This window comes from Stieleria sp. JC731 (assembly GCF_020966635.1).
Taxonomy (GTDB): domain Bacteria; phylum Planctomycetota; class Planctomycetia; order Pirellulales; family Pirellulaceae; genus Stieleria.
Genome location: NZ_JAJKFQ010000029.1, coordinates 176453 through 197209 on the forward strand (window position 1 = coordinate 176453; position 20757 = coordinate 197209).

Below are 20757 nucleotides of genomic sequence, written 5' to 3' on the forward strand. Positions count from 1 at the left end.
ACGCACGTATCGCAAACTGACAAGTCCCAAAGACGTCTGAAGAAATCGTGGAAATCTTTGAACATCCCAAAGCAAATCGATAAGATGAAATCCTCTTCCCGATAGATCTTTTCGAGCAGTTGAATCGTGCACGATCTTGCTCCCCTTTCCGCAGGAAAACTAAATCGATTGACAAGCAGTGAGCGACCTTCCGATCCCCAGGCTTGATCGTTGACAAAGACACCTTCTACTCCACCAAAACCAGCGGGAAAGATCGCTACGTTCACGGAGTGAGGGGCGACAATAGAAAACCAACAGGCCTGAACGTTAATACTGAGTCCACTCTTCTTTCCATGCCCAAGATTGCGAGCACACCGATGAACATGAATTTGCTAACGGAAAAGCGAAACCGGCTTGCATCCGAGGAATCCGAACGAAATCAAGTTCACGATCGCCCTCACAAAACAGAGCCAGTTCGACCGTCGCTTGTCGATCCATCGACCGCATCTTCATTCACCCTCGACCAAGAACTTGAACCCTTTGGTCGCTGGACAACAAAGCCAATCTGGGTCCCACCGAAAGACTCCAGTGACGAACTTGCCGATTCAATGTTCCGAAACACTGGTGTGTTCGCTTCCAAGTCCGACCGATGGAAAGCTGTCCTGGCAAATCACCGCGATAATTTCACCCAAGTTCGCCAAATCGAAATGACGAAGGCATCGATTCGTCTGCCAAAGGGCCGGATTTATGTGACGGTAACGGAGCAACAAAACTTCGACCAAATCACCGATGAAATCCCAGCCTGTGTCCAAACCCGTTTGGATGAGTTTATGGCTGGCCCGGGCAGCAAACGCGGTGTGAAAGTCTATTACCTAAAACCACTATGCGTCGAAATCGACGACGAACTGTATTTCACATCCGAACGTGACTTACGAAACGCGATCGAACAGGTCCGCGAAGAAACCGAACGTGTTTACCAAAAAGCATTTTTGATGCGACGTGGAAAACAGGTCCTCACTAGCGCCACCGACAAAGCCCTAGCCCTTCCCCGGCACATCATCCGGCAAGCGATTAACCGTCGCGAAAAAGCCATCAACGACTATCAAGCGAAACTGGAATTCCAGCGACGAAAAACGGCATTGCGTGCAGCTAAAACCCACAAGAAATTTCGGACCGATGGCTGCACGTACGATGAAATGCTCGCGTTGACAAATCCATTGCAGCGCACCGACGTTGCAAAGCAGTACGGGATCGAAATGAACCTCTCGGCCGCGAAACGAGAACAACTCATTCACATGGCTGCAGGCCAACTCCCTTGGTTCGCGGCGCTATCGATGGGGATCGGATACATCGGTTCCATCGCCACGATGGTCGCGATTGGCTACATCCCACCAGTCGCCGCTTGCGACCCTGCATTCGTCGCTGAATTCCCCAATTCCAACGGAACGGTGATGAAGATCGGACACTTTGATGAAATCGCTGGTGTCAAACACATCGAACTCTAGCCGCTCCAGACACCCGGAACGCAGCCGAACGCGAGTCTAGCCATTCAACGATGCCAAAACGAACAAGGCCTTCGCCAATGATGGCGAAGGCCTTGTGTTTCAATTGGATCGATTGAACTAAGCGACAATCATGCGACAGGAACGCGATCCCGACTCGCTTGCGATCACACCTAGTCAATCGGAAACGCTACTGATTGAGCGCTTCATCAATCACTTCGTTTGACGCACGTGTTCCCAAAGCACCCCACAATCCGTAAGGGCTTTTGGATCCGGCTGTCGAACCTGGGTGTGACGTGTTGATCGCGGTGTTGATCCGAACGGTTGGGTGCCGTGGATCTCCCGCTTCGATGGAATCGGTTAGGAACACAACAGCTCCGTCGCCCATCAAGACGTGAACACCACCTTGGTGACGACTACTTGGAGGCAGCACACCGGTATCAAAGTCGCCAGAACCACCGATACAAACTTCGCGGTTTGGAGGCAACATCGTGGTCATACTGGTGTAGGTCGGACACGAATCTGACCAACGGTATCCACGCTTCCAAGTGGTGCTACGCAAACCTGGATCAGCGGTATCGCCAACCGAAGGGGCCCAGTGGTTGGGACGCTCCGGATCCAGCAAGTTGGCATCCAGGCAAGCCGATGGGCTGTTGTGAATCGCAGTCCAACTGATGTTGAAATACGGATCGGTTCGCTTGTCGCGGTCACCCAAACCGGTTGCGATTTCACCTGCAGCGATCGTGTTCGACAGGCCGTCCAACATGTCACGGAACTTCATCGCCTTGCGGTTATAGAAGAAGCCACGGTTTGAAGCGTTCGCCTGAGCAATGTGACCTTGGTTCCAGCTGTTGTTCTCCCAACGCCAATAACCGTGGTTCACCCAGTCAGTACCGTCACCAATATTGGCGGCGTAGTTCGTTCGAGCCAATCCGGGAGGCGACACGCCTGGGTCCGAAGGGCAACGAAGGGTAGGAAGCTGCGTCAGCCAAGGCTCATAGGTTCCGTGCCATGGGTGAGGGCCCATTGCAGGAAAATCCAGTGTTCCGTCGCCATTGGCATCGTGGGCAGAAGAAATCTTGTCCCAAACGCCTTGCTGCTCCATGAACGGGGTCAACCCGATCAGCCAGCTAAGACGGCGACGGTTGTTCGCATTGATATCGCCAGGGCCTAACTGCCCATTGGTACCTTTGTGAAACGTTCCGCCCGCTTGCATCGGCAAGTTTTTATAGGCGGAGTGGTAATTGTGAAGCGCCAAACCGATCTGCTTGAAATTGTTACTGCAGCTCATACGACGGGCAGCTTCACGAGCTGCCTGAACAGCTGGTAACAGCAAGCCAACCAAAATTCCAATAATCGCAATTACGACGAGCAATTCAACAAGTGTGAAGCCGCGATGCGACTTCAACGGGGCCGTTCTCATTCAATGATTCCAGTTAAGGGAGGAGGGCAGGGAAAATATCTAAATCGCGGTGACAGATTTAACAGCAGGATCCTCAACTAGTTCTCCCCTAATTACTCCGAATGCCTTGCGAATTTCTCCGAACCTGTTCGCACACCCATGTGCAATCGCGTGTCACTGCAAGGAACCTTGATGCAGCGGGTACTTGCTGTACCCCCAGGTTTGCGAAAGTAACCGGCACGCTCCGTCGTGCCGAACCAGCACCCAACCAGCAACTGATCCACTTCGTCATCATCCCCACAATGGTGACCCCCGAATGGCCGACACCAGAAAAACAGATTTGCTTTCGGAACCGACGCCAGGATCTGGTGTTCAAATATTTCAAACTGCCCAATTTTCATATCGCGTCTTCATGGTCCCTGAGTCTGAAAGTAAATCGCCCAGGATGGTCGAAACACTGTTGGCATCTCTTTACTTGCCACGGTGGACCACGACGATGCGATTGATAGGTAAATCCGATTGCGTTCGCCTTCCAGATGGAACCGCCGGACTCGTCGTCGTCCAAGGCGGCGAAGTTTCGGTGACACTGGCCGGGTCGGATCAATCGATCCATCTATCGGCAGGTGACCATGCTGTTTCAACCGGTGCGCAAGAGACACAAATCCGATCAATTGCAGGTGCCGCCAAGATCCTTTTGGCGACCTTCGACGCGATCGGCCTGGAACACAACCGGATCAACAAGCTGCTCCCAGCTTTAACGCTTGTTCAGTCGAAAGAATACGAAAGCTTAAAACGTTCCAATGGCTTGCTTGAAAACGCGGCCCGGTTGGGACTGAACGAAGACAATTGGGGCGATCAACTGATCATCAGCAAACTCGCCGAAGCGATTTTGTTACAGGCTTTGGCTACAGAACTGGACCGATCGATTCCTGATCTCTTCGATATGCCGCAGGAACTGATGGAAGCATTGGGCGATCGAAATATCGGTCCGGTCATTCGCAAAATTTGGTCCGACCCCTCGCTACCATGGACGGTCCCAATGATGGCGAGACTCGCACGTTTGTCACGCTCGACGTTTGCCGAACGCTTTCGTAGTCTCGTCGGTGAACCCCCACTTCGGCACCTGACCGAAGTCCGAATGAAGTTGGCGTGTCGGTTGCTTTCTGAAGGTGGCTTGGGAGTCACCGCAATTGGAAGAATGGTTGGTTATGAGAACGGTTCGTCGTTCAGCAACTCGTTTAAGAAGTGGGCAAGCCTTTCTCCACTGGAATTTCGAAAGCAAGCCCACGGCAGTGCATCGAATGCGAATGAAAATCTAATCAGCCAACCGGTCAGTAAGCACCACGCTTATTAGGTTGTCGATAGGCCCGGCGTCAAAGGGACTGTGACGGGTACTATCAAGAACAACCAAAGTACCCGGCACGCTCCGCTGTGCCGATTCTAATATCAACCATCGCCTGAAAAGAACTAAGCCCGGCGTCACAGGGACTGTGACGGGTACCATCGCGAACAACCAAAGTACCCGGCATGCTCCGCTGTGCCGATTCTAATATCAACCATCGCCTGAAAAGAGCTAAGCCCGGCGTCACAGGGACTGTGACGGGTACTTTCAAGAACAACAAAAGTACCCGGCACGCTCCGTCGTGCCGATTCTGATCTTAACCATCGCCTGAAAAGAACAATGCCCGGCGTCACAGGGACTGTGACGGGTACTATTGCTGATCGCTATCACAACGATCGGCCTTTGCTTAAATCAAAACTCAGTTGGCAGTCACGGAAGTCAGTGGACTTTCCGATGGAGCGACCATAGTCTGCAAGAACGCGATGATCGCATCGCGTCCTGGCTTGGGAAGCGTTAGAAACCGATCACGCGTTCCAGAAGCTTCACCACCATGCATGGCGATCGCTTCGAGCAACGTCCCGGCACGCCCGTCATGCATATACGGCGCCGAATCCGCAACACCCCAAAGCGGAGGTGTTCGCCACTCTTCGTTGAACTTCGTTCGTTCGAAGCGAACTCTGATGTATTGATCCGCAACGACAAACTCATTCGTGGTGACATCGAAATTACCGTACATCTTTTCCCCAGAGACGAACGTCCCCAACATTCGACTGTCATTCTGCTTAACACCTCCCAAGTTGACCTCAGACTTTTGCTCACGACGACGCCCCAAGTCCATCACCAAGTCGGTTGGACGTGGAACCGTTAAAAGCGTTTGCGCCGGGTACTGAGGCGCAACAAACGAGTAGGGATCCCCTGCCATCTGCCGAGCTACGTGCTCCTCCTTGGCAGCCAAATCCCGCCGCACCTTTAAATTAAGAAAACTTGAGCGTACATCCCCACTCTTCCACGGATTCGCCTGGCTGAAGCTAACACTTGTAGGGCTCACACTTCTTCGAACATCGATTCGTGTTGCGGGCCCATAGTAGGCACCCATCGTTTCCGTCCCGACTGCGTTCACCTCTCCTTCGACAGATTCGCCCGTCCACAATCGCGGAACCTGCTCCAAGGACATCTTCTGGATGTAGGGTTCGGCATGATTCAGATCCATTGACTCAGGCCCCATTTCATGCAGCAATAGATCTGTGTACGCGCCATTTGCGGGCCCCAAATTCGGTACGTGACAGACCGCACAACCGACCGATGCGAACAACTGCTCTCCCTGCATCACTTCCTTTTGCAATGCTAAGTCTTGAGGAATCTTTCTCGTCGGTGCTGGCAATGCGGCAAGATAATCTCGCATCGCTCGCACCTCGGCATCAGAGATGTCGACCGCGGGATTTCGATAGTCTGGGTTTGTGGGATCACTTGGCTGCTGCCGCCGATCGGTTCGCAGCCCCACTTCGTTTGCACAAGCTTGGTCAGTGAAATCGATCAGTGAGGCCAAGTTGCCTCGCCAACCAAACTTCCCGAAGCGACCGTCACGCAACGTTGATGGCCGCCCACTGATTTCCGGGTGACGCTGCTGAAGCTTTGCCTGTCGTTCGATTGCCTTGTCTGGGACCTGGTCAATAAGCCCGGCACCGAAAAGAGCTGTCGTATTTCGCTGGTACAACCGGGCTTGTACCTGCATGTTGTACTGACCGACTTGGTTTTGGAAATGAATCGGGAAAGCGTTCGCCCGACGTACCTCAGAGGCGTTCGCCGAGCCACCTTCATCTGCGAATTCAACCGGAAGCAAATCGATCAATTTTGAACGACCTTCCTGATAAGCAGCCGTCCCGCCGAAGTGCGAAATCGAACAAGTATTTATCAGCGTCCCGTCGGATAGCTGAAACCCTGGATGCATCGAACGCACCATGGTTGCCAGCACGTCCGGTGTCACTTGACCGCCGTCGATTTGAAGCTTTTCGATTCCGATCGTCTTGGCATTAAACTTTGCCTCGCCACCGCCGCCAGCTCCGCCTTGGTTGTGGCAGCCGACACAAGAAGTAGCGTTAAACAATGGCCCTAGTCCATCGCTTCCCAAACGCGGATTCCGGCTTGTCCACTGGTGCTCAAAAAGCTGTTTTCCCTGGCTGATCGTCGCGGGATTCACCACCGCTTTTCCTACAGCAGCCGGTGAAACGCCCAAAGCCTTAGGAGCGACAAAACCTATCAGGGTACTACTGAGAAGAACGACCTTCGAAGCCGCCACCAATCTGGATTTCATCAAAACGCGCCTCTTTAGAGATAAGCAGTGACACAACAATGCAAATGGCAACAAAGATGACTTGCTGCTCATTTACGTCATGGCAATGGAGGCGTAATACCATGAGTCAAATTTGACTAACACGATCCAAGCGAAACATTTTCGTCACGCTGATTCCCCAGAACCAGTAGGACATCGCTTCGCTATGGCAGCTATGCATGCCGCGTTAGCGAATAGCACTGTAGGGGGTCAGCTATTGGGTGTCAATAAAAATTCAACCAACCAAAGTACCCGGCACGCTTCGTGGTGCCGATTCTGCACTCAACCATCGCCTGCAAAGTACTAGGCCCGGCGTCACAGGGACTGTGACGGGTACTATCGAGAACAACCACAGTACCCGGCACTCTCCGTCGTGCCGATTCTGATCTTAACCGCCGCCTGCAAAGAACTAGACCCGGCGTCACAGGGACTGTGACGGGTACTATCAAGATCAACCAAAGTACCCGGCACGCTGCGTCGTGCCGATTCTGCACTCAACCAGCGTCTGCAAAGTACTAGGCCCGGCGTCACAGGGACTGTGACGGGTACTATTGCTGATCGCTATCACAACGATCGGCCTTTGCTTAAATCAAAACTCAGTTGGCAGTCACGGAAGTCAGTGGACTTTCCGTGGGCGCGACCATGGTCTGCAAGAACGCGATGATCGCATCACGTCCTGGCTTGGGAAGTGCTAGAAACCGATCACGCGTTCCAGAAGCTTCACCACCATGCATGGCGATCGCTTCGAGCAACGTCCCGGCACGCCCGTCGTGCATGTAGGGCGCCGAATCCGCAACACCCCAAAGCGGAGGTGTTCGCCACTCTTCGTTGAACTTCGTTTGTTCGAAGCGGACTCTCAAGAATTTGTCCATGACCAATTGCCGCGTGGTCGTTTGCTCAAAACTTCCGACGTAGTCCTTTGTCACTCGGATGTTGTTCTCAAAACTCGCACCGCCAGAAAATGGCTTGCCGAAACGATCCGATTTTACAGTCGTCGTATCCTCCACAATTTTGTCCGTCGACCGCGGCACGAGCAAAAGAGTCTGAGATGGAAACTCAGGTGCAACAAAAGCGAACGATCGCCCCAATCTGGAGTTCAAGTTTCCTAGCACCGGACTGACAGCTCCACCGTATACAGAACGAGGCACACCGATTGATCCACTGGTAGCACGATTCCCATTCGGCACCGGAAGCGCAATATCAAAACTTTGGGGGCTGTCGTATTCATCAAGCTCAATCGAAGTCGCCGGTCCGTAGTACGCCCCCATCGAAGTTTCTTCACCTGTAATCGTACCGCTGAATCGTTTACTGGTCTGAAGACGGGGAACCTGCTCAATCGTCGCCTTCTGGATGTACGGCTCGGCATGGTTTAAGTCCATTGACTCCGGACCCATCTCGTGTAGCAGCAAGTCCGTGTAGGCACCGGTAGCTGGTCCAAGTGTCGGTACGTGACAGACCGCACAACCGACCGATGCGAACAACTGCTCTCCCTGCATCACTTCCTTTTGCAATACCGGATCTTGAGGCATCTTTATCGTCGGTGCTGGCAATGCGGCAAGATAATCTCGCATCGCTCGCACCTCGGCATCAGAGATATCGACCGCGGGATTTCGATACGCCGGATCCGTTGGGTCGCTGGGCTGTTGACGGCGTTTTGTTCGCAGCCCCACTTCGTTTGCACAAGCTTGGTCGGTGAAATCGATCAGTGAGGCCAAGTTGCCTCGCCAACCAAACTTCCCGAAGCGACCGTCACGCAACGTTGATGGCCGCCCACTGATTTCCGGGTGCCGCTGCTGAAGCTTTGCTTGTCGTTCGATTGCCTTGTCTGGGACCTGGTCAATGAGTCCCGCACCAAAAAGAGCTGTCGTATTTCTTTGGTACAACCGGGCTTGTACCTGCATGTTGTACTGACCGACTTGGTTTTGGAAATGAATCGGGAAAGCGTTCGCCCGACGTACCTCAGAGGCGTTCGCCGAGCCACCTTCATCTGCGAATTCAACCGGAAGCGAATCGATTAATTTTGAACGACCTTCCTGATAGGCAGCCGTCCCGCCGAAGTGAGAAATCGAACAGGTATTTATCAGCGTCCCATCGGCTAACTGAAACCCTGGATGCATCGAACGCACCATGGTTGCCAGCACGTCGGGTGTCACTTGACCGCCATCGATTTGTAGCTTTTCGATTCCGATCGTCTTGGCATTAAACTTTGCCTCGCCACCGCCGCCAGCTCCGCCTTGGTTGTGGCAACCGACACAAGAAGTAGCGTTAAACAATGGCCCTAGTCCATCGCTTCCCAAACGCGGATTTCGGCTTGTCCACTGGTGCTCAAAAAGCTGTTTACCCTGGCTGATCGTCGCGGGATTCACCACCGCTTTTCCTACAGCAGCCGGAGAAACGCCCAAAGCCTTAGGAGCGACAAAACCTATCAGGGTACTACTGAGAAGAACGACCTTCGAAGCCGCCACCAATCTGGATTTCATCAAAACGCGCCTCTTTAGAGATAAGCAGTGACACAACAATGCAAATGGCAACAAAGATGACTTGCTGCTCATTTACGTCATGGCAATGGAGGCGTAATACCATGAGTCAAATTTGACTAACACGATCCATGCGAAACATTTTCATCACGTTGATTCCCCAGAACCAGCAGGACCTCGCTTCGCTATGGCAGTTATGAATGCCGCGTTAGCCAATAGCACTGTAGAGGGTCAGCTATTGGGTGTCAATAAAAATTCAGTCAGCTACATGAACAGACTTTTCTAACGGTTCGATGGGACTATCAGAAAACTGAATACAAGCCTCAAACTCACTGATAATCTGTCGACTCAACTGCGACAATCGGTGGCATGCCCCGATGGATGCATTGCGACCGTAATTGAACTGTTCTATTACTTTCAAAGACACTTCTCAAAGACTTTGACCAGTGATGCACCAAGGCAACTACGGAGCTTAGAACAATGAAGAAGAACGAACCCGTTTCCAAGGTCATGTCATCGGCCCTTCAAACGGTTCATGATGGTGAACCCGTTTCGACCTTGCGAAAAATTTTCGAAGGTGCAGGCATCCACCACGTCCCGGTTCTCAGTGGCGAAACGCTGATCGGTATCGTTAGCTGGAATGATTTTATGCGAATTTCATTCGGAGCCTATGGAAGCCAGGACGCGCGGAACCTGGACGAGATTATGGATCACACCTACAAGTTGTCGGATGTGATGACGGTCGATCCCGTAACGATTCCGCTTTCAGGAACGATCCGCGACGCAGCTAGGATTCTGGGTGAAGGCAAATTCCATGCGTTGCCTGTAGTCGATGGCGAGAAACTTGTCGGCATCGTCACATCCAGCGATCTAATTCGCTTTCTATCAGAGCTTTAATCAGACGCATCGCGTGATGCTCTTTGAACCGAAATCCTGACAAGGATTGAAGACTGGCTTTGCCCACTGGCTCGCCAAACAATGAACCGGACAGCCTATACTGTCCGGCGAAAGCATTCGTGCTGCAATGCAAGGCGACCTTGTCACACAGGAACCGTCTTAGCGAAGGTCTTCGAGTGCAGAGTTGATGCCGCCGATATAGGTCATAGCGATTCGCAGAATCATAAAGACCAACAGCGAGACAACGGCAAGCCAAATCACACCGGTGGCGATCCCACTGATGGTTCGCATTGCAGACTTCGCCCGCTCTTCATACTCTTCAGCAATATGCTCGATCGATTCGCTTTCCGTTCCTGAAAGTTCAGAAACTTCGATCAAGTGAAGCAAGGTATCCGGAAAGAGCTCGGTTGCCCGCAATGCCCCGGCCAATGTTTCGCCTTGCTCTTCGATCGCAATTTTGACGGTGTCGTTGCCGCTGCGATAGTAATCACTGTCAGTACTTGCCAGAGCCAATTGAACGCTGCGGATCGGGTCCAAGCCTGCACTTAAACCGATCGATAGGATTCTAGTAAAGCGTGACAAAGTGATTGTCTGAATTGCCGGTCCAAACTTTGGGACCAAGTAGAACACGGGAATCATGTTCTGGATGCCGCCGAGGTTCTGCCGGAACCCGTAGATCGCAGCCCAGATCAGCGCGGCGACGCAGGCGACATACAACCAAAACTTTATCACCCCCGAACCGCCTCGCAATCCAAAACCGAGGATGTCATTCATCGCGCCTCCACCTGCCGGCTGCAGAATGCCCAGCAAGTAGATGACCAACGAGATGACACAGAGCGACATTCCCAGCTGAAGCATCGGCCAAGCGATCGACGAGAAGAATTGGCGGCGTATCTTCAACTGATGATCGTAGTGATTCGCCAAAGTCAAAAACGTTCTTTCCAACGTCCCGGTAGACTCACCGGCCCTCGTCATCGTGACCATCAACCTTGGAAAATACGGAGCTTGATTTTGGAAAGCTTCATGAAGTTCGAATCCAGCCTTCACGTCTTCCAAAACGGCTGTCAGTGCCGCCTTTTGCCTAGGGCTGCCGTACTTGGTTTCAGCATCCAATAGCCGCAGCAGGCTGACCCCCGCACGCACCCCAACACCCAATCGACGACAGAGGGGCCCAGCCGCAGTAGAAGACATCTGCTGAAAAAACATCGGAGGCTTATCGCGTTGGAGATGAATGACGATCACGGGTGACGAATCAAATGCACCCGACTAGGCACTGACAACAGTTTCTGGCGGGACGCTTGGACAAACAGGCAACACGCCTTGGGAAAAGCGAATCAAAAACCTTCGCCCAGGCATTGCGTTCCCGGACGATACCCAGCCGACCAAAACAGGTGTTGGCCCCTGGCAAACGACTAGGAAACACCCGATCCATTGTCAGCGTTTGGTGATTGTTCACAATGCCGCGACCGACTTGACGGGGGGGAAGCAAATTTCAGAGGGTGATCACCAGCCGCTTGGCGAAAGTTTAGAGCTCAACCGCACCGCCAATTTATTGATCAAAATCGCTTCCCGAAGCGGAATTTTCTGGTTTTGATATTCTACGGAACGATCCGGTGGTTGTTCGATTGCCTCGGAGCGGCCACCATGCCCGTTCAAGGAACGGTCACTCCATTCATTCTCCATTTGACTGATCATGACTCCCTCGTCTGAACCTGGGTCGACAAGCGACTCCGCCGGTCCTGCGAAGAACTTCGACGGCCCTTGCGCTGTGGTACTTGCGGCCGGAAAAGGCACTCGCATGAAGAGCGATTTGCCAAAGGTGCTCTGTCCCGTTGTCGACCGACCGATGATCCATTTTGTCATCGACGCCTTGGAAAAAGCGGGCATCCACCGACAAATCGTTGTCGTCGGATACGAAGCCGATGCGGTTCGAAATGAATTGCAATCACGGCCGAATTCCAATATCGAATTCGTGCTCCAGTCGGAACAACTCGGTACCGGTCATGCCGTTCAGTGCTGCCGAGAACAATTGGAAACCCAATCGGGCCCGACAATTGTCGTCGCAGGTGACTCGCCCCTGATTCAGCCAAGCAGCCTGGCAAGCCTGCTGAAATACTTCGGCGATAAAAATCCGGCTTTGCTGTTGGGAACGCTTGAGAAGTCGGATCCGACAGGACTGGGACGCATCGTCCGAAACGCCGATGGCCAATTCACCGGGATCGTCGAACACAAAGACGCCACGCCGGAGCAATTGGAAATCTGTGAAGTCAACATGAGCACCTACTTGTTCAATACCGCAGACCTGCTGGAATCACTCAGCCGCCTGAAGAACAACAACGCTCAGTCGGAGTACTACCTGACCGATTGTGCGCGATTGCTTTACGAAGCCAATCGCCCTGTCGAAGCACTCGCGGCACTGCAGCCTTGCGAGTCACTTTCAATTAACAACCCCGACGAACTACGGTTGGTCGACGAAACGATGCGGACGATGGGATATGCGTGAGCTAAAGATTTTTAGCGGTCGGGCCAACCCCGAATTGGCGATGAAGATTTGTCGCCACCTGCACCTTGAACCCGCCGCGATCTCGCTGGGCAAATTTCCCGATGGCGAGAATTTTTGCAAGCTGGACGAAGACGTACGCGGACGCGACGTGTTCCTCGTTCAACCAACTTGCCCGCCCGTGAACGACAACTTGTTTGAGTTGTTGGTGATGATCGATTGCTGCAAGCGAGCAAGCGCCGAACGCGTCACCGCGGTCATTCCGTACTACGGTTACGCCAGACAGGATCGCAAAGACGAGGGCCGCGTGCCGATCACGGCCAAAATGGTCGCAAACCTGATCACTCGTGCTGGCGCTGACCGAGTCCTGACGATGGACTTGCACGCCGCTCAAATCCAAGGTTTCTTCGACGTCCCTGTCGACCACCTTTACGCCGCGCCGGTGTTGAACGAACACTTCTCCGGTCGTGGATTGACCGACGACAAGATCGTTGTTGTCAGTCCCGATGAAGGCAGCATCAAACGTGCTGTCGGACACGGCAAACGTCTCGGCGGGCCATTGGCGATCGTCGACAAACGACGCACCAATGCGTTGGAAGTTCGCCAAAGTACCATCATCGGTGGACCGATCGAAGGCAAGATCGCGTTGATGTTTGACGACATGATCAGCACTGCCGGTTCGATTTGCGGCGCGGCAAAACTGGTTCATGAAGCTGGCGCTGCAGAGATCCACATCGCCTGCACACACGGCGTATTGTGTGGGCCAGCGATCGAACGACTTCGCGAAGCGCCGATCGACTCAATCACCGTCACCGACTCGATCCCGATCCCTTCAGACAAGATGCTGCCCAAGATGGTCCAACTGACCGTCGCGCCGTTGCTTGCCGAAGCGATCAAGCGAATTCACCACGATCAATCGATTAGCGAATTGTTTCGCGAACGATAGGGTAAACAGCGACGTTCCCCACAACCGTTCTAATCGGACTGACAGGTCCGATAAACTGGCTGACGGGAACCATTCATGTTGAATCAGCCCAAACGCTGCTTCATCACGGCCCAAATTACAGCGACTGTACCTACCCCATTCGCTTGTAATTCAAATACCCAAAATGGCCGACGCTGCGAAAACGAACGAACACGTCCTTCGCCCCCACCGCCGGATCGTTGAACTTGACTCGCTGCGGGCACTCGCGGCGATCAGCCTGATGCTCTTTCACCTGACGCACGTCTACAGCGTCAAGTTTGGCTACACGACTTCGCTAGGGTTCGAATGGCCCTACGGTGCGTACGGCACGGAGATGTTTTTCATCCTGTCCGGGTTCGTCAACAGCATGTCTTTGCTTCGCCGAGGACGCCCGGTGGACTTCGTCGCCGCTCGGTTGATTCGTATCGTCCCGATGTTCTTGCTGGTCATCATCGCGAACATCTGGATCATGCAACTGGCGCCACTCAATGAGCAGGGACTCACCACAACGCAACTGGCTGCCAACCTAACGTTGCTGCCAATGATCTTCGGGCAAGACTTTGTCGACCCCGTGATGTGGACGTTGCAGGTCGAGATGCTGTTCTACTTCACACTCGTCGCCCTCTATCGATGCGGCGGGCTGAAGCGATACTTCATCGGATGGGGCAGTCTTTTGTTGATGTCGCTCGTCGCATGTCCCTGGCTGGATTCGATGGCTGAATCGGCAGAAGGCGCAACCTGGTTCGCGACCGCGTCGGCGCTACGCCATCTGCTGCTACTCGACTACGTCCCGCTGTTCGCGATGGGCTTTCTGATCTACATGATCAAAACCCAGACCGGCAAGCTATGGCAAAACATTGCCGGAATCGCCGTCGCCGCTTTTGTCTTTCACAGCATCGACCATGGGAAACACAACCCAGTGGCTACGCTTCTAATCCTAGGGCTCGTCACCGCATGTGCCTATGGAAAGATGCCTGTGTTGCGGCTGAAACCATTGCTATTTATCAGCACCATTTCGTACGCACTGTACCTGTGCCACAACAACCTTGGCTGTGCTTTAATTCACCGGCTGGATCATAGTGGATACCCACCGGTCGTCTGCTTTGCACTGTCAATTGTCTTTGCGATCAGCCTGGCGACACTGGTGACCACACGGATCGAGGGACCGATGACGAACTGGCTTCGCACGCGCTGGGAACGCTATCGAAGTGGCCAGTTGAACGAGCAACCGAAAGTCGCTGTCCAGTAGTTACGAGTTACAGCAGTTCGCAGCCTGATTGCTGCCCCTTGATTGCTGACACTCGATCATTCGCCGGCAGCCATGCTACCGGACGACATGCGGCTCGACGCAATCAGATCTCGGTGGTTCTGCCACAGCCGATGCAGCCACGTTAGCAGGAAAGCATTCGAGACTAGCGAACACAACAAGAAAACGTTGACGTACGGGTTTGACTTTCTGGTAACGTCGTTGCCCGGTGACATCCCGGCCAAGTCCTGTTGGCTTTGGTTGCTTGGCGAAGTCGGCTCGTTGCTCAAGTTACTGTTCGGAGCAGTTGACGAATTGCCTGAGGACGTGGTGTTACTGCGTCCCTGTTGACCAACCGTATTCACGGCGGAGCGGCCGTCAGCCAGCCTTGCGTCGGCGATACGAGAATTCGGGTCGACTTGCGGATTCATTCGCTTCAGCAAGTCTTCTTGCGACTTTTTCCATTCATCCATCTGCTGCTGCATAAGCTTTCTGGCAACCATCGCAGCTGCAGTTGTCTCATCAACAGGATTCCCATACTGATCTAGGATGTTGCCGTTTCCGTCGACCGGAAATCCATTTTCATCGAACAGTTTCTTTGACGTTCCGGAGCGTTGACGACGGCTGTCGACGATCGAATCTTGATTGGTTGCCGACGGATCATTCACTCCGTAGCCAACGCCTCCGACACCATTGCTGGAACCGTTGTTGGTTGGATATGGAAATTGGCCATTGCCTTGCTGTCCCGCTCCCTGCTGGCCGACACCCTGTTGGCCAGGCCAGAATGCTTGTGGCTGTCCACTTGCCAAGGTTCCGCCAACAGCTGATCGCGGATAACCATACTTGTCCAACAGTGTCGACGCGGATGGATTTGAGGTGGTGTTCTGACCGGCGTATTGACGCTGCCAATCGAGCTGCTGCTGTTTTAAACGCTGCTCCTGACGGTATTGATCAAATTGTTCGTATAGCTTGTTTACATACTCGGGTCTGCGAAGAACCGGATCATCAGCGGCAATTCCGAACTTGGATGCCAATTCAGCAATCTGTTGACTCGTCCAAGTGGTTTCGTAGCTATTCGGTTTGGGAAAGACTTCCGAAGTTGGCAGCCCAAGGCCCGGCGTTGCTGCATTAATGCTGCCGGTTCCAGGCATCCCCATTGATGATCCACTGCTTGTCGCTTGATTGCTTCCCAGAGTGACATTGCTGCGTGAATTATTGAAGGCACCAAGTCCACCCTGACCAAGTCCACCCTGACCGCCAGCGGCTTGGCTGTTTTGCAGACTTGCGTTGGCTGCCTGGCCATTCACACCGACTTGTCCGATCGATGAAACCGCAGTCCCAGTCGGTGTAGCCGCTGTGGTGCGACGACCACTTGTCGGATCAGTCCCATACATGCTGAAGTCGAATGCTGACGATGGGCCTGCCGCGTTCGTGGCTGCGCTGCTCTGACCTTGCATGGCCTGACTCTGCAGTCGGTCATTGACGTTCCGAGGCGGCAGACTGATGTTGTCCGGCAGCATTCCGAAACTCGCTGTCGCGCCGCCGGCCAATTTGCTACTCGACTGATTATTCGTTTCAGGGCCACCCATCGGCGAAGATGAAAGTGAACTACTTGGTGGCAGACTGCTGCCACGACTTGTCGTTCCCAGCTGACTTTGCCCAAGTTGACTTTGCCCGGTGTTTTGATTCTGCAGATTGCGTAGCACACTGCTATTTGCTGAATCAGTGCTTGCAGGGCGAGCACTGGGGCTGGCGTTCGGATTTGCTCCCGACAAGAACGGCTCCGTCGATGGTCGCGAAGCGGCCGGAGTTTCCGGAATCCATTTCTGACGATTCGGCTGCACCGGATCTGTATTGGGACCATTGCTAAGCGTGGTCGCCCGCTCAACCGTCCCTGCCGTAAAGTCTGGCGGCGTGGTGGACCTCAGCGAATTGCTCGCCGCAGAATTGACGTTCCCGCCGCCCAGATCGGCTTTCAGTGAATCAGGGATCTGCATCCCATTGGCCTGCCCATAGCAGAGCGAGCCTGATGCGACGAATGTCAATGAGATGGCGGCGAGCACCAAGCGGTGAATGGTTTCGCCCATGACTTTCTTCCCTGAAAAATCGGTGAACAATAAAATCCGTTTCACGTCGCACGTCCACATCGGCGCATTACGAAACGTGTTTCATGCGTCAAGTTAACGGGGACCGTGCTTTCAGGTAAAGAGAGGTTGCCTGGAATAGGCCAAAAGCGACTTCAGTTGCAACTGAAAAAATGAAAGTTGCGTACACAGATAATGGATCTGCTAGCAAAAGAACGCGTCTAAAGCTTGCGCCGTACTCGCACGCTAGCATTTGCAGACAAGTTCGATGGACGTTGTCATGGGGTCAACCAGTGGACCTCAGCGCGATGCAACGGCGAAAGGTCTGACATGAGTTGCTTGCAACAACGAATTGGTTTGAAGTGCTGCCGCACCGAGCGGGTCGCTGATAAAATGCTATCAGTCTCGATTGCAACATCACCCAGAAAACATTGACATGCTCCGCACACGACTGCCGCATTGGTGCCTATGTTCCATCGCCGTGTTCTTTTTGGCGATGCCAGGATGCAGCCGAAAGGGTGCCACCCCCGGCAATTCGGTGAACGTTCAGCTGAATTGGTATCCAGAATCGGAGCACGGCGGACTTTACCAAGCTCTCACCGAAGGCTTTTATAAGGACGCTGGCCTGGAGGTCTCGATACAGCCCGGCGGTCGAGCGACTCCTGTCGGCCCAGAACTAGAACTAGGGCGAGCCCAGTTTGCGATTGCCAATGCAGACGATGTCGTGATCTTCCGTGCTCAAGGGCTTGATGTCGTTGCGGTCATGGCAGCCATGCAGAATCATCCACGCTGCATCATTGCTCGCCAAGACAGCGGTGTTGAAGGTTTTGACGACCTTGCGGGAAAAACGTTTCAGCGACAAGCCGGTCGAGCATTCGTTGAGTTTCTCCGAGCGAAGAAGTATCTGGAAAACGTTCAGGAGGTCCCCTACCACGGCAGCATCGCATCGATGGTTGCCGACCCGAACGTCGTCATCCAAGGCTACAGTTGTGCTGAGCCGCTATTGGCCAAGCAACAAGGAATCGAAGTCAATACCTTGATGGTCAGCGACTTGGGATTCAATCCATACAGCAGTGTTCTTGTCACGACGGGAAAGCTGATTCGCGAAAATCCAGCAATGGTCCAAACCTTTGTCGATGCGACTCGCGAAGGCTGGAAACGCTACCTAACAGACGGTGCGAAAGGCAACAAATTGATCTTGTCGATCAATGAACAAGGGATGACAGAAGAGGCCCTTCAGTTTGGGGCAGAATCGATGGTGGACCTTGCCATGCCAAACGACGCGTCAATCGACACCGTGGGCTCGATGACCAGCGAACGCTGGCAGACCCTGTATGAGCAACTGGTCGAACTGAAGGTTGTCGAGTCAGACAAAGTGAAAGCCGATGAGTGTTTCACTTTGCAGTTTTTAAAAGACTGATAAACCCGAGCCAACAGACCGCCGGCTGCTTGATCGATCGGTGGTCCGAAGAAGTGCGAAATCTCAATCAGTCACCGGAGCGTTAGTGGCTTGTTAGGCTTTGAAAAGCCGATGCGTATCGCCGACCAAATTCGAAAAGTGATTCGCGATCAAAGTGAACATTGTCGCTTTTGAGTTTCAAGCCAGCAGAGTCTACAAAGGCCGCATGCTGAAGTTCCTTTGCGACGCCTTGGTGAGCTCGATCGACCAGTTTTCGATGTTCGCTCCAGCTATCGATATCGTTTCGAGCTAAACCACCGATCAAGATCGGCGTTGCGTTTCCGACAACAGCACGGAATCGCGTGAACAGTTCAATCAATCGATCGTGATAGGCTTCGGCGGCTCCAGGCTTGCAGTCCGATTCACCCTGATGCCAGAGCACGCCTTTAACGACGCCGACTTGTTGAGCAATATCGATTCTTGAAATGCAATCGTCATAGGGATGTGACTTCGTCTGGCTGTGGTAGCCTTCAGGTACCCAACTAGAAATTGGCGAACCTCCAGCTGCACATGGAATCAATCCGACGGTGACTCCGGGATGTGCCTTGATGTATTGCCTCGCGAATTCTCGTCCCAACCCCACGCCCGCAACAGATTTATCAAAGTGTACCGGATCGATAGCGGGAACCCATCGCTGCTGTTGATCCAACATGATGATTTGATTGTCGGGATATCGATCAGCCGCAGTCACATTGCCGCGTCCTGCCATGTTTGACTGGCCGGCAAGAACAAACAGATGCAAGTTTTCTTTATCGGGAAGGTCACACTTCGTTAGCGTTAGACCTCCGAACTCGATCATTGCATCACCGGTCACGCGACGAGCCAATTCGATCGTTGTTTGGCCGGCAGGTAGTTCGCAGGCTCCAAACGTCTGAGTCGCGAAATCCAGCATTCGTCTCGGTATCGATTTTGAATCCAGGTCAGGACGAATGACGGATTTATTTGGGGCTCGCTTCAACTGTGTTGCGAGCGTTTGATCGGCGACGTGCAGTGTGACTCCGGTGTCTTTTCCGGAACACGCGTAGTGCATTTGGACGATGTAACGTCCCGGTTGTTCTACGTCGATTCGAAACCGGATTCGGTCGTCTTCGTCAGACCATTGATCGACCCAACTATGCGCCCACTCGATCCCGTCGGCAAAACCGGGTTTTCCCGACATTTCAGCGTCGACGGATGGAAGAAAGGTTGGACGATTTGGGCTGATCGGAATGGGCTTGGACTGATTTAGCGACGGACCGACTTCGGCAAAGTACTCCAAAGCAACTTTGCGAAGTCGTTGTACCGTTTCTGCGTTTTGATCAGCGATGTCGACTTTTTGACCGGGGTCATCCGACATGTCATAAAGTTGCACTTCGTTTGGTGTTTCTGAGACTAGGCGATACCGTTGTGAGCGAACCGCATATCGCCCGGGCCAAGCGTCGGACGTTTGGTGTTTTGTCCCAAATCGAAGCGTAATGATTTTTCGGTTGCTATCTGAGCGATCGGTTTTGTGCTCCACCAAAGACGCGAGGCTTTGCCCGTCGAGAGGCTTGTTTGCTTGGTGATTGAACGGCAATGAAATGGAACACCATTCGACCAATGTGGGTAGCAAGTCAATATGAGCAGAGATCTGGTGTACGACTTGAGGCTGTAGCTTGTCAGGCCAACGAATGAAGCATGGGACCTTGCAACCACCTTCGTGAACACTTCCTTTGGCACCTCTCATGCCGCCATTGAACCGTTTGCCATTGGGACCGTTGTCGGTTAGGAAAACGAGGATGGTGTTTTCTGCCAAGCCTTCTTGATCGAGTGTTTTAAGTACTCGATCAACGTTGTGATCGATGTTTTCGACCATGGCGTAGACTGCGGCGGTTTTCTCGTCGATCTGCCCGGTGTTGTACTTATCAAACAGCTTCTTGTTGACTTGGAATGGGCCATGGGGTGCGTTCAAAGGGACGTAGCAGAAAAACCGTTGCTGGCTGTTGTCTTGGATGAATTGGATCGCATGGTCGGTCAGGACATCTGTGATGTAGCCCTTTGTTTGAACGGGACGACCATTGTGCTCGAGGATTGCATCATCGTAGAGATTGAAGTGACCTCCGCAGAAACCAAAGAATTCGTCGAAGCCTTGTCCGTTCGGATGAAGCGGCAGTTGAGCGCCGTTGTGCCACTTGCCAAAGCATCCAGTTTTGTATCCTGCCGATTTGAGGACTTCCGCGATTGTGGTTTCTTCGGCGTGCATGACCTCGCGCCGACCTGTGACCCCTGTCACACCGGTGCGTTCAGGGTAGCGTCCGGTTAGCAGTGCCGCCCGAGTCGGGGCACAGACAGGAGAAACAAAGAAGTTTTCGAAACGCACACTTTGCGAAGCCAGCCGATCCAATGCCGGGGTATTCACGATGGAATTTCCATGAGCACCAAGATCACCCCATCCTTGATCATCGGTAAGGATTAGCACAACGTTTGGCGAACGAGCATCCTGTGCAGCCGCGATTCGATAGCAGCACACAGATGCGAAGATCACCACAAGGATCATCGCAAACCTTCGAAACATATTAAATTGAATCATGCGAGTCCCATTTCGTTTGGTGCCACCC

13 protein-coding genes are annotated in these 20757 nt (G+C 53.1%); 7 read left to right on the forward strand and 6 right to left on the reverse strand.

Annotation, left to right across the window (positions count from 1 at the left end):
- Window positions 1-362: 362 nt before the first annotated feature.
- Entirely contained in the window at window positions 363-1484 is a 1122-nt protein-coding gene (locus LOC67_RS25470; RefSeq protein ID WP_230265669.1) for a hypothetical protein, read from the forward strand.
- A gap of 187 nt (window positions 1485-1671) precedes the next feature.
- Here the strand turns inward: LOC67_RS25470 and LOC67_RS25475 are convergent, their stop codons facing one another.
- Window positions 1672-2904: a DUF1559 domain-containing protein gene (locus tag LOC67_RS25475; RefSeq protein ID WP_230265670.1), complete on the reverse strand. Its 1233-nt coding sequence runs from the start codon at window positions 2902-2904 to the stop codon at window positions 1672-1674.
- Window positions 2905-3199: 295 nt separating this feature from the next.
- On the opposite strand from LOC67_RS25475, the gene LOC67_RS25480 reads away from it, so the two are divergent.
- Entirely contained in the window at window positions 3200-4237 is a 1038-nt protein-coding gene (locus LOC67_RS25480; protein WP_230265671.1) for a helix-turn-helix transcriptional regulator, read from the forward strand.
- Window positions 4238-4643: 406 nt separating this feature from the next.
- On the opposite strand, the gene LOC67_RS25485 is transcribed toward LOC67_RS25480, so the two are convergent.
- Both LOC67_RS25485 and LOC67_RS25490 read right to left on the reverse strand, forming a co-directional pair.
- Window positions 4644-6536, reverse strand: coding sequence for a di-heme oxidoredictase family protein (locus tag LOC67_RS25485; protein WP_230265672.1), 1893 nt, complete (start codon window positions 6534-6536; stop codon window positions 4644-4646).
- A 614-nt stretch (window positions 6537-7150) separates the two neighbouring features.
- Window positions 7151-9034 (reverse strand): di-heme oxidoredictase family protein, encoded by a 1884-nt coding sequence (locus LOC67_RS25490; RefSeq protein WP_230265673.1) that lies wholly within the window; start codon window positions 9032-9034, stop codon window positions 7151-7153.
- 477 nt (window positions 9035-9511) lie between these two features.
- On the opposite strand from LOC67_RS25490, the gene LOC67_RS25495 reads away from it, so the two are divergent.
- The gene (locus tag LOC67_RS25495; RefSeq protein WP_230265674.1) at window positions 9512-9928 is read left to right on the forward strand and encodes a CBS domain-containing protein; all 417 of its coding nucleotides are present in this window, start codon (window positions 9512-9514) and stop codon (window positions 9926-9928) included.
- 159 nt (window positions 9929-10087) lie between these two features.
- Here LOC67_RS25495 and LOC67_RS25500 read toward each other — a convergent pair whose 3' ends face one another.
- The gene (locus tag LOC67_RS25500) at window positions 10088-11119 is read right to left on the reverse strand and encodes a type II secretion system F family protein (RefSeq protein ID WP_230265675.1); all 1032 of its coding nucleotides are present in this window, start codon (window positions 11117-11119) and stop codon (window positions 10088-10090) included.
- A gap of 502 nt (window positions 11120-11621) precedes the next feature.
- Between LOC67_RS25500 and LOC67_RS25505 the strand changes: the two genes are divergently transcribed.
- From LOC67_RS25505 to LOC67_RS25515, 3 genes are all read left to right on the forward strand, one after another.
- A complete protein-coding gene (locus tag LOC67_RS25505) occupies window positions 11622-12431 on the forward strand; it encodes a sugar phosphate nucleotidyltransferase (protein WP_261367108.1) in 810 nt (269 codons plus the stop codon).
- The gene (locus LOC67_RS25510; protein WP_230265676.1) at window positions 12424-13374 is read left to right on the forward strand and encodes a ribose-phosphate diphosphokinase; all 951 of its coding nucleotides are present in this window, start codon (window positions 12424-12426) and stop codon (window positions 13372-13374) included. The genes LOC67_RS25505 and LOC67_RS25510 overlap by 8 nt, the downstream gene beginning before the upstream one ends.
- 163 nt (window positions 13375-13537) lie before the next feature.
- Complete coding sequence (locus LOC67_RS25515; protein WP_230265677.1) at window positions 13538-14641, forward strand: acyltransferase family protein; 1104 nt, start codon at window positions 13538-13540, stop codon at window positions 14639-14641.
- 56 nt (window positions 14642-14697) lie between these two features.
- On the opposite strand, the gene LOC67_RS25520 is transcribed toward LOC67_RS25515, so the two are convergent.
- Window positions 14698-16770, reverse strand: coding sequence for a hypothetical protein (locus LOC67_RS25520; protein WP_230265678.1), 2073 nt, complete (start codon window positions 16768-16770; stop codon window positions 14698-14700).
- A gap of 388 nt (window positions 16771-17158) precedes the next feature.
- Between LOC67_RS25520 and LOC67_RS25525 the strand changes: the two genes are divergently transcribed.
- A complete protein-coding gene (locus LOC67_RS25525; RefSeq protein ID WP_230265679.1) occupies window positions 17159-18142 on the forward strand; it encodes an ABC transporter substrate-binding protein in 984 nt (327 codons plus the stop codon).
- An 82-nt stretch (window positions 18143-18224) separates the two neighbouring features.
- On the opposite strand, the gene LOC67_RS25530 is transcribed toward LOC67_RS25525, so the two are convergent.
- Window positions 18225-20729 (reverse strand): sulfatase-like hydrolase/transferase, encoded by a 2505-nt coding sequence (locus LOC67_RS25530; protein WP_230265680.1) that lies wholly within the window; start codon window positions 20727-20729, stop codon window positions 18225-18227.
- Window positions 20730-20757: the final 28 nt, after the last annotated feature.

Coding starts and splice junctions, on each gene's coding strand:
- LOC67_RS25490 (WP_230265673.1), bottom strand. CDS start 9,034: ATGAAATCCAGATTGGTGGCGGCTTCGAAGGTCGTTCTTCTCAGTAGT.
- LOC67_RS25530 (WP_230265680.1), bottom strand. CDS start 20,729: ATGATTCAATTTAATATGTTTCGAAGGTTTGCGATGATCCTTGTGGTG.
- LOC67_RS25525 (WP_230265679.1), top strand. CDS start 17,159: ATGCTCCGCACACGACTGCCGCATTGGTGCCTATGTTCCATCGCCGTG.
- LOC67_RS25500 (WP_230265675.1), bottom strand. CDS start 11,119: ATGTCTTCTACTGCGGCTGGGCCCCTCTGTCGTCGATTGGGTGTTGGG.
- LOC67_RS25505 (WP_261367108.1), top strand. CDS start 11,622: ATGACTCCCTCGTCTGAACCTGGGTCGACAAGCGACTCCGCCGGTCCT.
- LOC67_RS25475 (WP_230265670.1), bottom strand. CDS start 2,904: ATGAGAACGGCCCCGTTGAAGTCGCATCGCGGCTTCACACTTGTTGAA.
- LOC67_RS25515 (WP_230265677.1), top strand. CDS start 13,538: ATGGCCGACGCTGCGAAAACGAACGAACACGTCCTTCGCCCCCACCGC.
- LOC67_RS25495 (WP_230265674.1), top strand. CDS start 9,512: ATGAAGAAGAACGAACCCGTTTCCAAGGTCATGTCATCGGCCCTTCAA.
- LOC67_RS25470 (WP_230265669.1), top strand. CDS start 363: ATGAATTTGCTAACGGAAAAGCGAAACCGGCTTGCATCCGAGGAATCC.
- LOC67_RS25485 (WP_230265672.1), bottom strand. CDS start 6,536: ATGAAATCCAGATTGGTGGCGGCTTCGAAGGTCGTTCTTCTCAGTAGT.
- LOC67_RS25510 (WP_230265676.1), top strand. CDS start 12,424: ATGCGTGAGCTAAAGATTTTTAGCGGTCGGGCCAACCCCGAATTGGCG.
- LOC67_RS25480 (WP_230265671.1), top strand. CDS start 3,200: ATGGCCGACACCAGAAAAACAGATTTGCTTTCGGAACCGACGCCAGGA.